Source organism: Nonomuraea deserti (genome assembly GCF_004348685.1).
In the GTDB taxonomy this organism is placed as follows: domain Bacteria; phylum Actinomycetota; class Actinomycetes; order Streptosporangiales; family Streptosporangiaceae; genus Nonomuraea; species Nonomuraea deserti.
Genome location: NZ_SMKO01000246.1, coordinates 1 through 13,319, shown reverse-complemented (window position 1 = coordinate 13,319; position 13,319 = coordinate 1). Strand labels below are relative to the sequence as shown.

At 72.3% G+C, this 13,319-nt stretch carries 15 protein-coding genes; 8 read left to right on the top strand and 7 right to left on the bottom strand.

Translation table 11 applies throughout. From position 1 onward, the window contains the following. Window positions 1-501 (top strand): alpha/beta hydrolase family protein (locus tag E1292_RS45495; protein WP_246090815.1); only part of this gene is annotated, 501 nt, incomplete at its 5' end. On the opposite strand, the gene E1292_RS45490 is transcribed toward E1292_RS45495, so the two are convergent. Continuing rightward, a complete protein-coding gene (locus E1292_RS45490; protein WP_132341476.1) occupies window positions 468-665 on the bottom strand; it encodes a DUF5999 family protein in 198 nt (65 codons plus the stop codon). The two genes, E1292_RS45495 and E1292_RS45490, sit on opposite strands and share 34 nt — an antisense overlap. 200 nt (window positions 666-865) lie before the next feature. After that, on the bottom strand, window positions 866-1,426 hold the full coding sequence (locus E1292_RS45485; protein WP_165975080.1) for a TetR/AcrR family transcriptional regulator C-terminal domain-containing protein: 561 nt from the start codon (window positions 1,424-1,426) through the stop codon (window positions 866-868). Window positions 1,427-1,540: 114 nt separating this feature from the next. Between E1292_RS45485 and E1292_RS45480 the strand changes: the two genes are divergently transcribed. After that, window positions 1,541-1,939 carry a hypothetical protein gene (locus E1292_RS45480; RefSeq protein ID WP_132606010.1) on the top strand — a complete coding sequence of 133 codons (399 nt, stop codon included), beginning with the start codon at window positions 1,541-1,543 and terminating at the stop codon, window positions 1,937-1,939. A gap of 61 nt (window positions 1,940-2,000) precedes the next feature. On the opposite strand, the gene E1292_RS45475 is transcribed toward E1292_RS45480, so the two are convergent. The 3 genes from E1292_RS45475 to E1292_RS45465 form a co-directional block, all read right to left on the bottom strand. Next, window positions 2,001-3,347 carry an RNA polymerase sigma factor gene (locus E1292_RS45475; protein WP_132606009.1) on the bottom strand — a complete coding sequence of 449 codons (1,347 nt, stop codon included), beginning with the start codon at window positions 3,345-3,347 and terminating at the stop codon, window positions 2,001-2,003. 180 nt (window positions 3,348-3,527) lie between these two features. Beyond that, complete coding sequence (locus tag E1292_RS45470) at window positions 3,528-3,842, bottom strand: hypothetical protein (RefSeq protein WP_132606008.1); 315 nt, start codon at window positions 3,840-3,842, stop codon at window positions 3,528-3,530. A 43-nt stretch (window positions 3,843-3,885) separates the two neighbouring features. Next, window positions 3,886-5,031, bottom strand: a complete 1,146-nt coding sequence (locus E1292_RS45465) for an AMP-binding protein (RefSeq protein WP_132606007.1) — start codon at window positions 5,029-5,031, stop codon at window positions 3,886-3,888. 114 nt (window positions 5,032-5,145) lie between these two features. On the opposite strand from E1292_RS45465, the gene E1292_RS45460 reads away from it, so the two are divergent. Together E1292_RS45460 and menD are read left to right on the top strand one after the other, a co-directional pair. Next, window positions 5,146-6,039, top strand: a complete 894-nt coding sequence (locus tag E1292_RS45460) for an o-succinylbenzoate synthase (RefSeq protein WP_246090816.1) — start codon at window positions 5,146-5,148, stop codon at window positions 6,037-6,039. Then, window positions 6,036-7,697, top strand: a complete 1,662-nt coding sequence (gene menD, locus E1292_RS45455) for a 2-succinyl-5-enolpyruvyl-6-hydroxy-3-cyclohexene-1-carboxylic-acid synthase (protein ID WP_181958404.1) — start codon at window positions 6,036-6,038, stop codon at window positions 7,695-7,697. The genes E1292_RS45460 and menD overlap by 4 nt, the downstream gene beginning before the upstream one ends. Here the strand turns inward: menD and E1292_RS45450 are convergent. Both E1292_RS45450 and E1292_RS45445 read right to left on the bottom strand, forming a co-directional pair. Continuing rightward, a complete protein-coding gene (locus E1292_RS45450) occupies window positions 7,694-8,587 on the bottom strand; it encodes a 5'-3' exonuclease (protein ID WP_132606013.1) in 894 nt (297 codons plus the stop codon). The two genes, menD and E1292_RS45450, sit on opposite strands and share 4 nt — an antisense overlap. Before the next feature lie 31 nt (window positions 8,588-8,618). Further along, window positions 8,619-9,839 (bottom strand): PP2C family protein-serine/threonine phosphatase, encoded by a 1,221-nt coding sequence (locus E1292_RS45445; RefSeq protein WP_132606005.1) that lies wholly within the window; start codon window positions 9,837-9,839, stop codon window positions 8,619-8,621. Window positions 9,840-10,008: 169 nt separating this feature from the next. Between E1292_RS45445 and E1292_RS45440 the strand changes: the two genes are divergently transcribed. From E1292_RS45440 to E1292_RS45425, 4 genes are all read left to right on the top strand, one after another. After that, window positions 10,009-11,094, top strand: coding sequence for a M24 family metallopeptidase (locus tag E1292_RS45440; RefSeq protein WP_246090811.1), 1,086 nt, complete (start codon window positions 10,009-10,011; stop codon window positions 11,092-11,094). A gap of 159 nt (window positions 11,095-11,253) precedes the next feature. Continuing rightward, window positions 11,254-12,087, top strand: coding sequence for a hypothetical protein (locus tag E1292_RS45435; protein WP_132606003.1), 834 nt, complete (start codon window positions 11,254-11,256; stop codon window positions 12,085-12,087). Further along, window positions 12,084-12,722 carry a hypothetical protein gene (locus E1292_RS45430; RefSeq protein WP_132606002.1) on the top strand — a complete coding sequence of 213 codons (639 nt, stop codon included), beginning with the start codon at window positions 12,084-12,086 and terminating at the stop codon, window positions 12,720-12,722. The genes E1292_RS45435 and E1292_RS45430 overlap by 4 nt, the downstream gene beginning before the upstream one ends. Window positions 12,723-12,749: 27 nt before the next feature. Beyond that, the coding region (locus E1292_RS45425) for a protein phosphatase 2C domain-containing protein (RefSeq protein WP_132606001.1) at window positions 12,750-13,319 on the top strand (570 nt) is incomplete at its 3' end.

The window sequence follows — 13,319 nt, the reverse complement described above, 5'->3', positions numbered from 1 at the left end:
CAGGCGTTCAGGGTGGCGGGGGCGCGGGCGCCGGGCTCGCCGGTCAGGCAGGACGAAGCGTGGGAGATCGTGCTGTCCGAGCTGCGCGCGCGCCTGCCGGGGCTGCCCGTCGTGCAGGGCGGGCGGAGCAACGGGGCGCGGGTGGCGTGCCGTACGGCGAAGGCGGTCGGCGCGGCGGCGGTGGTGGCGCTGGCCTTTCCGCTGCATCCGCCGGGGAAACCCGAGCGCTCCCGGGCCGGCGAGCTACGTGGCGCCGGCGTGGACGTGCTGGTCGTGAACGGTGATCGTGACCCCTTCGGAGTGCCGGACGCCGCGGATGCCGCGCGCCTGGTGGTGCTGCCGGGAGAGGGCCATGACCTGAAAAAGGACCCCGCCCGGGTGGGCGAGGTCGTGGCGGAGTGGATCACTCGCTATGGCGGGCCGCCACGGCAGGGCAGCACCGGCCGGCGGCGCCGCCCGCGTGTTGATCAGGCCGCGCCCACCAGCGGATCGGGCCGATGAGGTGCGATGACGGTGCCGCTGGGCAGCAGCTCGCCGGTGTCCTCGAACAGGACGACGCCGTTGCAGAGCAGGCTCCACCCCTGCTCGGGGTGGCAGGCGAGGGTGCGTGCCGCCTCGCGGTCAGGCGCCTCGGCATCCGGACAGGCCGGGTCGTGCGGGCACATCGGCGTGCCTCCGATATCTCGTGGGATGCTCCCGTTCTGGAGGGGCGGGAGCCGGCTCGGGTTGTTGTCCTGGCAAGTGTGCGACTGTGTCACGCGTTCCGACATAGCCCGTTCGGGCTGTTACAGGAGGATCCCTGGTGCGTGTGACCTTCGACACAGCGTGCCTTATGCAGGATAACCGGCCAAGCGCGACACGCGCATCACGTTTGCAATCCCTTGAGGAGAGCGTCGAGCCCGCGCTCGAAGTCGATATCTGCTCTTTCATCCCGTCTGACCCATTCATTGACGTCCGGGTCGGCCCAGCCCGACTGCTGCACCTCGACGGCGACGCTGCCGAAGACGAAGGCCCGGAGCGTGCGCACGGCCTCGGCGGCGTCCGGCAGGCCCGCGTCGGCGAGTTGCTCGGCCTGCTCCTTGACGGCGACCGCCGTGGCGCCCTTGGGCGGCTTGGTGAGGGCCAGGGCCAGCACCCCGGGATGCTCGCGCAGCGCCTCCCTGCTCGCCCGGCACCAGGCCCTGGCCGTCTCCTGCCAGGTGGAGCGCTGCTCGACGTGGACCGCGGTGACGTGCTCGGCCAGCGCGTCCATCAGCGCCTCCTTGCCCCGGGGCAGGTGGTGATAGATGGCCATGGCCTCCACCTGCAGGGCGTCGCCCAGACGGCGCATGGTGAGCCGGCGCAGGCCCTGACCGTCGGCGATGTGGAGCGCGGCCTCGATGATGCGCTCGCGGGAGAGGGGGACGGGTGGTCGCTTGGCGGGCATGGAGATCATCTTACTATGTAAAGGAGCTCGCTCCGGGCCGATTTCCGCACGTGTCGCGCGACGGCGTACGCTAAGCGTCGGAACGAGTGACGACAGCGTGAAGGGGCCGAGTCGATGGCGTTTTTCCGTCCGCGGGTGAGCCGGGAGGCCGAGGTTCGCTTCCACGCGGACCAGGAGATCTCCAGGAGCTTTCCCGAGCTGCTCGAGAAGGCCCGCCAGGCCGAGCGGACGCTGCGCGAGCTGCAGGCCGCGGCGGCCGACGAGCTCGAGCTGCTGGCCGCCGGCCGGGCCCTCGACCGGGCACTGACCGACGCGCTGCGGGCCGCCGAGGCGGGGCAGCGGGCCACGTTCGGGGTGAAGGCCTACGACGACCGGATCGCGCGCCGCAAGGCCAAGGCGACCCCCGCGGGGGCCATGTGGACGGCCGAGGTCGAGCGCCTGCGCACGTTGCGCGAGGACAACCGGCTGCGGGGCATCCCGCGGGTGCCGCGCCCGGTGCCCGCCACCGTCTGAGCGCGGTCGCAAGGCGCCCGGGAACGAGAGCCCCGGCACGTGGTGTGCCGGGGCTCCCTTGTCAGCTGGCCCAGTCGAGCAGCGGGCGGGTGTTGCTCGGGTGGCGAAGCTTGGACAGCGACTCCTTCTCCAGCTGGCGGATCCGCTCCCGGGTCAGTCCCAGGTGCTTGCCGATCTCGTCCAGCGTGTGCGGCTTGCCGTCCACCAGGCCGAAGCGCAGTGCCATGATCTTCGACTCGCGGGGTGAGAGGTTGTCGAGCACGCCGCGCAGCTGGTCGCCCAGCAGCTGGCGGTCGACGATCTCCGACGCCTCGGGGGAGTCGACGTCCTCGATGAGGTCGCCGATCGTGGTCTCGCCGTCCTCGCCGATCGTCGCGTTCAGCGAGATCGGCTGGCGGCTGGTGCGCAGCAGCTCCTCGATCTGGTCCGGGGTCTTGTCCAGCTCGACCGCCAGCTCCTCGGGGGTGGGCTCGCGTCCCAGGCGCTGGTGCATGTCACGCTCGATGCGCGACAGCTTGGACAGCATCTCCAGCACGTGCACCGGCAGCCGGATCGTACGCGCCGAGTCGGCGAAGCCGCGCTGGATGGCCTGCCTGATCCACCACATGGCGTACGTCGAGAACTTGAACCCCTTGGTGTAGTCGAACTTCTCCACCGCCCTGATGAGCCCCAGGTTGCCTTCCTGGACCACGTCGAGCAGCGACATGCCGCGGTCGGTGTACTTCTTGGCCACCGACACGACCAGGCGCAGGTTGGCCTCCAGCATGTGGTCCTTGGCCTGCTTGCCGTCCTCGACGACCATGCGCAGGTCGTCCCGCGCGGCGGGCGGCAGGTCGGGCTGGGTCTCGAGCTTGTACTCGGCGTACAGGCCGGCCTCGATCCGCCTGGCCAGCTCGACCTCCTGCGCCGCGGTGAGCAGCGTGCGGCGGCCGATGGACTTCAGATAGGTGTGCACCGAGTCGCCCATGACCGACTGGGTGTCGTCCAGGTCGATGGAGTCGCCGTCGTCCTCGGCGCGCAGGTCGATCTCTTCCGGCACGTCCTCCTCGTGCTCCGGCTTGGGCTCCGGAGGGGTGACGGCCTTCGCGTCCGCCGGGGAGAGGGTTTTTGCCTCGGCTGCCTTGCGGCCGGTAGTCTTGGTCCGCGAAGGCTTCCTGGGAGTCTCTGCCTTCTTCTGGGTGGTCTTTCCGGGGGTGGCGGTCGTGCTGAGAGACGGCTCGTTCTCGGCGGCCAGGCTCACGCCGGCCTCTGACAGCTCCCGCAATATCGTGCGGCCCTCAGAGGGGCTGATGCCGGCTTTGCCGAACGCGTCCCGCAGCTCCGCCAGAGATAGGTGACCCTGGGCTCGCCCTCGTTCGAGCAGCTGGTCGAGAGACACGGGCGGGGTCGCCAAGGCGGTTCTGGGCATGAGGACACCTCCTCCGTACGGAGTCGAAGCGATCAGGCAGGTTGTGGTGGGGCGGCTTCGTGTCCGCACGGCGCACCAGTATCAATAACGCCAATCGCCGCCATTTGTTCCCCGTGCGGACGAATGTCATGAAAAAGGGGCGGATCGCCTCTTTCGGCGGACCACCCCTCGGCTTGCTCGCTAGTCGCCCACCTCGATCGAGACCTCGGGCATCGGCATGGGATCGGCGTCTTCCATGCGCTCGCCGGTCCAGTATTCGATGACCTGGCGGGGATCCGGATTGACCTCACGGGAGACGACGACGTCTTCGCCGGTGGGATCCGGCGTCGAGGTCTCCGGCCGGCTGGACGGCGACGCCTGCTCCACCACGGCCCGGGTCTCCTCGTCGACCTGCGAGAGCTTGCCCGCCGAGGCGGCCGCCGCGATTGAGGCGCCTCCGACCACGATCACGCCGACGACGGCCGCGGATGCCCACATCTTGCGGGTCTGGTCCATGAAGGCTCCCTCCCTTTCCCCGGTTTGACGCAGCCGCAACTCATCAGGTTCCTGCCCTCAACCGCACAAGGTCGGTCTTTCCGTTCGGCAACAGCGGCAGCCGGGGCTCCAGGCGCAGCTCGCGCGGGGCCGCGTAGGGGGGAAGCCTATCGCGGCAGTATGCCGTTAATTGTGCAAGCGTGGGAGGTGTGTCGGGGTTGGCAGGCACGACGACGGCCGTGACCCGCTCGCCCCATTCGGGGTCGGGCGTGGCGAACACGGCGGCGTCGGCCACCTCGGGATGCGTGCACAACACGGCGGTCACGGCGTCGGCCACGACCTTCTCGCCGCCGGTGTTGATGACGTCGTCGGCGCGGCCCAGCACGCGCAGGCGGCCCCCGGTCAGCTCGCCCAGGTCGGAGGTGACGAACCAGCCGTCCGCGAGCGGGGCCGGCCCGCCGAAGCGGTAGCCCGAGAACAGCACGGGGCCGGCGATCCTGATCCGGCCGTCGTCACCAACTTTAAGATCTACATTGTAAAGGGGCTGGCCGTCGTACACGCAACCGCCGCACGTCTCGCTCATCCCGTACGTCGTCACCAGCCGCGCCCCGAGGTCCCGGGCCTGGTCCAGCAGCCCCGGCCGGGGCGCCGCGCCACCGAGCAGGATCGTGCGGAAGACCGACAGGTCCGCGCCCAGCCCGACCAGCCGGTGCAGCTGGGTGGGCACCAGGGAGACGTGGTCGGCGCCCGAGTCGAGGACCGCGTGCGGGTCGAACGACGCGTGGATGATCGGCTCGCTCTCGGACAGCAGGGCGCGCACGAGCACCTGCAGCCCCGAGACGTGGGAGACGGGCAGGCAGCACAACCAGCGCTCGCCCTTGGAGGCCTCGACGCGGCGCAGGGAGGCCGCCGCCGAGCTGCGCAGGGCCGTGGCCGAGAGCAGCACGCCCTTGGGGGCGCCGGTGCTGCCGCTGGTGGCGATGACGACCGCCACGTCGCCCGGCACGCCTTCGCCGCCGCTCTGGAGGGCTCCGTTGACGTGGGTGGGGCGCAGGGCCGCCAGCGGGGCCTCGGAGTGGCCGGGCGGCAGGGGGAGGACGGCCGGGCCGTCGCCCGCGAGCGCGTCACGGATCGCCGCGAACAGGGCAGGTCCTGGAGGCTGCACAATGGCATGAAGCGGACGGTCCGGATGCGACGGGTTCCTCCACATGCTCGTAAGGTTAGTGGCGACAGGTCGGACAGATGTGCAGGGAGGGTCGTGACGCGTTCTCCCGTGGCATCCGTGCACCGGGCCCAGCACCGTGCCCATGTCTTCCGGATCCCGATGCGCACGCGTTTCCGCGGTCAGAGCGTCAGGGAAGGGGTCCTGCTCCACGGTCCCGCCGGCTGGGGCGAGTTCTCCCCGTTCCCCGAATACGGCCCGCGCGAGTGCGCCCGCTGGCTGGCGTGCGCCCGCGAGGCGGCCTTCGAGGACTGGCCCGAGCCGGTGCGCGACAGCGTGCCCGTCAACACGACCGTGCCCGCCGTCGATCCCGCGCGGGCCCACGACATGGTGCGCCGTTCCGGCTGCGGCACGGCGAAGGTCAAGGTGGCCGAGCGGGGCCAGACGTTCGGTGACGACGTGGCGAGGGTGGAGGCCGTGCGCGACGCGCTCGGGCCTTCGGGCCTGCTGCGGGTCGACGTCAACGGCGCGTGGGAGGTCGGCGAGGCCGTACGCCGGCTCAAGCGCCTCGACCGGTTCGACCTGGAATACGCCGAGCAGCCGTGCGCCACCCTCGAGGAGCTGGCGGCGGTACGGCGGGCGTGCGACGTGCCGATCGCGGCCGACGAGTCGATCCGCAGGGCTGAGGACCCGCTGCGGGTCAAGGCGGCGGAGGCGGCCGACATCGCGGTGATCAAGGTGCAGCCGCTGGGCGGGGTGCGCGCGGCGTTGCGGGTGGTGGAGGCGTGCGGGCTGCCCGCGGTGGTCTCCAGCGCCGTCGAGACGTCGGTGGGGCTGGCCGCCGGGCTGGCGCTGGCCGCGGCGCTGCCGTCCTTGCCGTACGCGTGCGGGCTGGGCACGATGTCGCTGCTGTCGGGTGACGTCGTGGACGACTCGCTGCTGCCCGTGGACGGGCGGCTGGCCGTACGGCGCCCGACAGTGAATTATCAGCATTTGTCGGCATATGAAATCGACTCTCCCCAGTGGCTGAGCCGGATGCAGGAGGCGTCACGTTGAACCCCGCTACCGCGCTGGCCACGGTGCTGGTCGACGAGCTGGTGCGCTGCGGCCTGACCGACGTCGTGCTGGCCCCCGGCTCCCGCTCCGCGCCCCTGGCGCTGGCGCTGCACGCCGAGTCGCGGGTGCGCCTGCACGTGCGCGTCGACGAGCGTTCCGCGTCCTACCTGGCGCTGGGGCTGGCCAAACGCTCCGAGCGCCCGGTGGCGCTGATCTGCTCCTCCGGCACGGCCGTCGCCAACTTCCACCCGGCCGTGATCGAGGCGAGCGAGGCGGGTGTGCCGCTGCTGGTGCTCACCGCCGACCGCCCGCCCGAGCTGCGCGGCACCGGCGCCAACCAGACGATCGACCAGATCAAGCTGTACGGCGACGCCACCCGCTGGTTCGCCGAGGTCGGCGTGCCGGAGGACCGGCCGGGGCAGGTGGCCTACTGGCGGTCGCTGGCCTGCCGCGCCTACCAGCGGGCGTCGGGTCCGGCCGCGCCAGGGCCCGTACATCTCAACCTGGCCTTCAGGGAACCGCTGATCCCCGACGGCGACACCGCGTGGTGCGAGCCGCTCGACGGCGGCGCCAACGGCCCCTGGGCGCGGGCCAGGGTCGCGCCCCCGCCGGTCGCCCTGCACCTCCCGCCGACCAGGCGCGGCGTGCTCGTGGTCGGCGACGGAGCCGCCAACGTGCGCCGCTACGTCGCCGCGGCCGGCATGGCGGGCTGGCCGGTGCTGTCGGAGCCGAACGGCGGCGGACGCTACGGCGACCACGCCGTCTCCACCTACCACTACCTGCTGGGCACGCCGGAGTTCGCCGACGCGCACCTGCCCGACGTGGTGGTGACGCTGGGCCGTCCCGGATTGTCACGGCCGCTGCTGTCGTGGCTGCAGCGCGCGGGGGAGCACATCGTGGTGGCGCCCGACCTCGACCGCTGGCCCGACCCCACCAGGTCGGCCACGCAGGTGGCGCAGGCCGTGGAGATCCCGGTGGCCTCCGGCGACGACACGTGGCTGCACTCCTGGCGGCAGGCCGACCTCGCGGCCAGGACGGCGCTGGACGAGGTGCTCGACGTGTCGGGCACGAGCGAGCCCCGCCTGGCCAGAGACCTGGTCGACGCGCTGCCGAACGGAGCCCTGCTGTTCTGCGGGTCCTCGATGCCGATCCGCGACCTCGACCAGGCGATGCGGCCGCGGCGCGGCATCCGGCTGATGGCCAACAGGGGCGCCTCCGGCATCGACGGGCTGGTGTCGACGGCCATGGGGGCGGCGCTGGCGCACAACGGCCCGGCGTACGCGCTGATGGGCGACCTGTCGTTCCTGCACGACCAGAACGGGCTGATCCTCGGGCCCCGCGAGCCCCGGCCCGACCTGTGTTTCGTGGTCGTCAACAACGACGGGGGCGGCATCTTCTCGCTGCTGCCCCAGGCGGCGGTCCGCGACCCGTTCGAGCGGGTCTTCGGCACGCCGCACGGGGTGGACCTCGGCTACGTGGCGGCGGCGACGGGGACGCCGTACACGCTGGTGGGCGAGATCACCGAGCTGCCGAAGGCGCTGCGCGGCGAGGGGCCGCGGCTGGTCGAGGTGCGCACCGACCGCGAGGAGAACGTGCTCGTGCACGCCCGCCTGCGCGACGCCGCGCAGGCGGCCGTCCGGGCCCTGCTCGAGAGCTAACCTCCCAGGGCGTCGAGCAGCCGGTTGAGCGGGCTGTCGAGCCCGTGGCGGTCGGCCAGGCGGACGAGCGTCTCGGGGTCGCGCGGCTTGGCCGGCAGGGTCAGGTCGGCGGCGGGCAGCGGCGCGCCGGAGGCCACCTCGACGACGGCGGGTGCGGCGCGCAGGTAGTCGCGGGCCGCGGCCAGGCGGGTGCGGCTGCCGGCCGGGAAACCGTCGGTGACGCCCGCGTCGAGGGCTTCGAGCATGGCGTCGAGCGAGCCGAAGCGGGTGATGAGCGCCGCGGCGGTCTTCTCGCCGACGCCGGCGACGCCCGGCAGGCCGTCGCTGGGGTCGCCGCGCAGGGTCGCGAAGTCGGCGTAGGCCCGCCCGGGGATGCCGTATTTGGCGGTGACGAACGCCTCGTCGACGATCTGCAGGTTGCGGATGCCGCGGGCGGTGTAGAGGACGCGTACGGGCCGGGCGTCGTCGACGAGCTGGAACAGGTCGCGGTCGCCGGTCACGATGTCGACGGCGCCGGCGGCCTGGTGGGTGAGCGTGCCGATCACGTCGTCGGCTTCGTAGCCCGGCGACTCCAGGCGGGCGATGCCGAGCGCGTCGAGCACCTCCTGGATGACCGCGATCTGCGGCACGAGCGCCGCGGGCACCTCCTCGGCGTCGCCGTGGGCGACCCGGTGCGCTTTGTACGTCGGGATCGCCGCGACCCGGAACGCGGGCCGCCAGTCGGCGTCCATGGTGGCCGCCATCGCGGTGGGGGAGTGGCCGCGCACGAGGGTGGCGATCATGTCGATCAGGCCGCGTACGGCGTTGACCGGCGAGCCGTCGGGCCCCTTGACCGACTCGGGGACGCCGTAGAAGGCGCGGAAGTAGAGCGACGGGGTGTCCAGAAGCATGAGCACGCGTCTATCGTCGCACTCTCGCCGCTCACCCGGGCCGCTCCTCCTCGCGCGCGGGCACGCCGACGGCGAGCAGGCACGCGTCGTCCTCGGGGTTGGGGCCGCCGATGTCGGCCAGCAGGCGGTCGAGACCCGACTCCAGGTCGCGGGCCGACACGTCGCGGGCGGCGGCCATGACCAGGTCGAGGCCGACGTCGATGTCGCGGGTGCGCCGCTCGGCCAGCCCGTCGGTGAACATCAGCAGCAGGTCGCCGGGCAGCAGCCGGGTGGTCGCCAGCTCGTACGGGCCCGGCCAGCCGGCGCCGAGCAGCACGCCGCGGGGCTGGGTGAGCCGGCTGGCCACGCCGTCGCGCACCAGAACGGGCGCCAGGTTGCCCGCCTGGCTCCAGGCGAGCACGCGCGTCTCGGGGTCGAGGTGGCCGACGATCGCGGTGGCGGTGGTGTCCTTCAGCTGGTGCATGACCAGCTCGTTGAGCCAGGCCAGCAGCCGGTGGGCGGGCCGGCCGGTCATGGCCAGGCCGACGAGGGCGTGGCGGAGCTGGGCCATGCGCGCGATGGCGGGCAGGCCGTGGCCGGAGACGTCGCCGACGGCCAGCAGCAGCCGGCCGTCGGGCGCGGGAGCGGCCTCGAACCAGTCGCCGCCCAGGTTGGCGGTCTTCTCCGCGGGCACGTAGCGCACGGCGATCCTGGCGTGCGGCAGGTCGAGGCGTCCGGCGGGCCCGGGCAGGATGGCCTCGCGCATCGCGAGCATGATGTGGCGTTCCTCGGCGGCCTGCTCGCGGGCCTCCAGCAGCTGCCGGCGCGACTCGGAGACCATGCGCTCGGCGCGGCGGCGGCCGGTGATGTCCTGGATGACGCCGTGCATGCCCGCGGGGCCGCCGGACGTGGTCAGCGGCTCGAGGACGACCCGCAGGTCGCGCAGCTCGCCGGAGCCCGCTCCGCGGCGGATGCGGAACTCGGCCTGCACCGGCTCGGCGCCGCGCACGACCGACCACAGCAGGTGGTCGAGCGCGCCCATGTCGGCGGGCTCGACGAGCTCGGCCAGCTCGGGCAGCGGGATCGGGCCCAGCGCGGGGTCGCGCCCGAAGATCACGTAAACCTGGTCGGACCAGATGGTCTCGCCGGTGTGCGGGTGCCACTCCGCCCAGCCCATGTTGCCCAGCCGCTGGGCGTGCGCCAGTCGTACGGCGAGCAGCTCGGCGTCGTTGTCGTGCCCGAGCAGCTCGGCGTCGCCGATGACGTCGACCATGGGTCTCACTCTCAAAGCGCAGTGGAACTGGACAATTGGCCTCACATTACGTGAGCAACTTGGAGCGGGGTGTAGCGACGCCTTCCCGTGTTGTGAGAGCTTTTCGCGGATTTTAGGAGGCGCCTTCAGGAGTAGATTTGGGCCTGTGACGTCCTCAGATCTTTATCCCGTGTCCCGTCTTGCCGCCGTTCACGAGGCCACCGCCAAGGGCGGCCTCGACGCCCTGCTCCTCACTCCAGGTCCCGACCTGCGCTACGTCAGCGGCTACGACGCCAAGCCGCTGGAGCGGCTGACGTGCCTGGTGGTGCCCGCCTCCGGCGAGCCGTTCATGATGGTGCCCCGGCTGGAGGTGCCGGCCGCGAAGGCGTCGCCCGCCGCGCGGCTCGGGCTGGAGTTCGTGGCGTGGGACGAGACCGACGACCCGTACGCGGTCGTGGCCGCGCGCCTGGGCCGGGTGGCCAAGGTGGGGCTGGCCGACCGGATGTGGGCCATGTCGTCGCTGCGTTTCCGCGAGGTGCTGCCGGGCGCCGAGCAGGTGCTGGCCGGGAGCGTGCTGCGGGAGCTGCGCATGCGCAAGTCGCCGGCCGAGGTGGCGGCGCTGCGCGAGGCGGGCCAGGCCATCGACGCGGTGCACCGGCAGGTGCCGGAGTTCCTGCGGGCCGGGCGCACCGAGCGCGAGGTGGGCCGCGACATCGCCGAGGCGATCCTGGCCTCCGGCCACTCGACCGTCGACTTCGTCATCGTGGCCTCGGGCCCCAACGCCGCCAGCCCGCACCACGACGTCTCCGACCGCGTGATCGGGGCCGGGGAGCCGGTCGTGGTCGACATCGGCGGCCAGCTGCACAACGGCTACTGCTCCGACTCCACGCGCACCTACAGCGTGGGCGAGCCGCCCGCGGATTTCGCCGCCTACTACGAGGTGCTGCGCCGGGCCCAGGACGCGGCCTGCGCGGCGGTGCGGCCGGGGGTGCCGTGCGAGTCGGTCGACGCGGCGGCCCGCGACCTGATCGCCGGGGCGGGCTACGGCGAGGCCTTCATTCACCGCACCGGCCACGGCATCGGCATCGAGACGCACGAGGAGCCGTACATCGTCGCCGGCAACCGCGAGGCGATGGAGCCCGGGTTCGCGTTCTCGGTCGAGCCGGGCATCTACCTGCAGGGGCGGCACGGCGCCAGGATCGAGGACATCGTGGTCTGCACGGAAAACGGCGGGGAACGCCTGAACACCACCCCGCGTGACCTGGTCATCGTCTAGGCGCCTTCGCAGATTCTCCCGAATCGGTCGCCAGTCGTGACTCTACGACTCCTTTACGTGTGCTTAGGTATTCCTTTGACTTGTTGTGTGCCGGAGTGGAGTTGAAGGGTGTCAAGGTACGGCTGGTGTCATTCGGCGTTCGCGCCGGTGGTGAGCCTGATGGTCTCGATGCTGTTGATGGTGTCGGGGGCGGTGGGCACGCTGCTGACGTTCGTGGGCGCGACCACGGCGCCGGTGGGCGCTGCCTTCGTGGTCACGCTCATCATCGCGGTGTTCCTGACCGCCGTTCTCCGGATCGTCAGGGCCGTGCCCGACATCCGGCGGGAAAGCGCCGCGACGGCCCGCGCGGTGGCGAACGTGCAGGCGGTGAAGCCCAGTGACGACACCTTGGTCGGGCGCCGGCTGCGCCTGTTCAGGGAGGCGGCCGAGGCGGGCAACGACTGCGAGGCGGTGCTGAGCGCCCGCTCCGCCCTCGACGACAGCGAGATGGCCAACAAGCACCACCTCGACCACGCGCTCATCTGGGCGCTGCCCGTCTTCGGGTTCATCGGCACCGCCCTGACCATGGCGGGCATGGTCACCTCGTTCTCCGACGCCCTGGACGACCAGGGTGACCCGAGCGTGCTGATCGACGCGCTCAAGCAGCACGTGCTGCCGGAGCTGGCCTCGGCGTTCGGCGTCACCCTGATCGCGCTGTTCCTGAGCGTGGTCGCGTTCGGCGCGATGGCCCTGGTCGAGCGGGCCGAGCGGGCCAGCGTGGTGGCCGCCGACGAGGTGTTCCTCATCTACATCGCGCGCCTGCCCGCCAAGCAGGCGGCTCCCGCCATGCACGGTCTCACCCAGGAGCTGGCCCAGTCCCGGCAGGAGATGGCCCAGACGAGGGGCAGGACCGAAGAGCTGGTCAAGGGCCTCGACGCGCTGCGGACCGCCGTCGAGCGGCTGAGCGCGGCCGAGACCCGCCCGCAGAAGTACACCCTGGTGAGGGAACCGTGAGGAAGCGGCCCTCCACCTCGTTCGCGCCGCCGCTCGACCTGCGCTTCATCGACCTGTTCATGGCCATCGTGCTGGCGCTGTCGTTCATCGCGATCATGCTGACCGTCGTGGCGCGGATGTTGCCGACGGAGGACGCCACGCCGCCCCAGCGGCAGCAGAAGACCGTGGCCCAGCTCGAACGCCAGCTCGACGCTGCGGTGGCCGCCCAGCGCAAGGCCGAGGTGGAGCTGCGCGCCATGCAGCAGCAGATCGCCGACCAGACCGCCTTCGCCCTGCCCTGGTGGCTCATCGGGTTCTGCGCGCTGCTCGGCGTGCTGGCCGTGTTCATGAACTGGCGGATCCGGCTGTGGAGCAAGGGGAGCCTGCCCCGGCTGCGCACCTGGTTACTGGTGACCGTGGTGATCGCCGTGGTCACGGTGGTGATCAGGGAGCTGAGCGACCGCGACGGCTACCTGCTGCTCGCCGAGATCCCCTGGTGGGCGGCCGACGCCCTGTGCCTCGGGTTGCTGCTGGTCGCGTACGTGCTGATCACCGGCATCCGGGACAGCCAGGCGAGGCTCGGCGAGATCCGGGCGCGGCCGGTGGGGGGTGCCGCCCTCGGCGAGGAGCGCCGGCGCGTGCCCTCCGCCCGCTGAGCCGGCGGGTGTGGCACAGTCGCTGCCATGTTCACTGAGGTCACGTACGCCACCAGTGCCGGTTCCCGGCGCCGGAACGAGGACCTGGTGATCGCGGGGCCGTCGTGGATCGTCGTGCTCGACGGCGCCACCGCGGCGGCCGGGGTCGACAGCGGGTGCGCGCACGACGTCCCGTGGCTCGTGGCGCGGCTCGGGGGAGCGCTGGCGGTGCGGCTGGCCACCGGCCGGGGCGACACGCTGGCCGCGATCCTGGAGTCCTCCATCGAGGAGCTGGCGGCGGCCCACGGCGGCGGCTGCGACCTGGGCAACCCCGACTCGCCGTCCTCGACGGTGGCGATGGTGCGGGTGGATCGCGGGCGGGCCGACTACCTCGTGCTGGGGGATTCGCCGGTCGTGTGCTCCCTGGCGGACGGCGGGGTCCTGGCGGTGGTCGACGACCGGCTGGAGCGCCTGCCGGGCGGGCGGCCGTACTCACTGGAGCTGGTTCGGCGGACGCGCAACGCGCCCGGCGGCTTCTGGGTGGCGGGCGCGCGCCCCGAGGCGGCCAGGGAGAGCGTGTGCGGGACGGTGGCGGCGGCGGGGGTGGCGGTGCTCACC

Bases quoted from the DNA above. Each gene is read 5' to 3' on its own strand.
- E1292_RS45435 (WP_132606003.1), top strand. From the start codon at position 11,254: ATGGTCTCGATGCTGTTGATGGTGTCGGGGGCGGTGGGCACGCTGCTG.
- E1292_RS45475 (WP_132606009.1), bottom strand. From the start codon at position 3,347: ATGCCCAGAACCGCCTTGGCGACCCCGCCCGTGTCTCTCGACCAGCTG.
- E1292_RS45470 (WP_132606008.1), bottom strand. From the start codon at position 3,842: ATGGACCAGACCCGCAAGATGTGGGCATCCGCGGCCGTCGTCGGCGTG.
- E1292_RS45450 (WP_132606013.1), bottom strand. From the start codon at position 8,587: ATGCTTCTGGACACCCCGTCGCTCTACTTCCGCGCCTTCTACGGCGTC.
- E1292_RS45485 (WP_165975080.1), bottom strand. From the start codon at position 1,426: ATGCCCGCCAAGCGACCACCCGTCCCCCTCTCCCGCGAGCGCATCATC.
- E1292_RS45480 (WP_132606010.1), top strand. From the start codon at position 1,541: ATGGCGTTTTTCCGTCCGCGGGTGAGCCGGGAGGCCGAGGTTCGCTTC.
- E1292_RS45460 (WP_246090816.1), top strand. From the start codon at position 5,146: ATGCGCACGCGTTTCCGCGGTCAGAGCGTCAGGGAAGGGGTCCTGCTC.
- E1292_RS45445 (WP_132606005.1), bottom strand. From the start codon at position 9,839: ATGGTCGACGTCATCGGCGACGCCGAGCTGCTCGGGCACGACAACGAC.
- E1292_RS45490 (WP_132341476.1), bottom strand. From the start codon at position 665: ATGTGCCCGCACGACCCGGCCTGTCCGGATGCCGAGGCGCCTGACCGC.
- E1292_RS45465 (WP_132606007.1), bottom strand. From the start codon at position 5,031: ATGTGGAGGAACCCGTCGCATCCGGACCGTCCGCTTCATGCCATTGTG.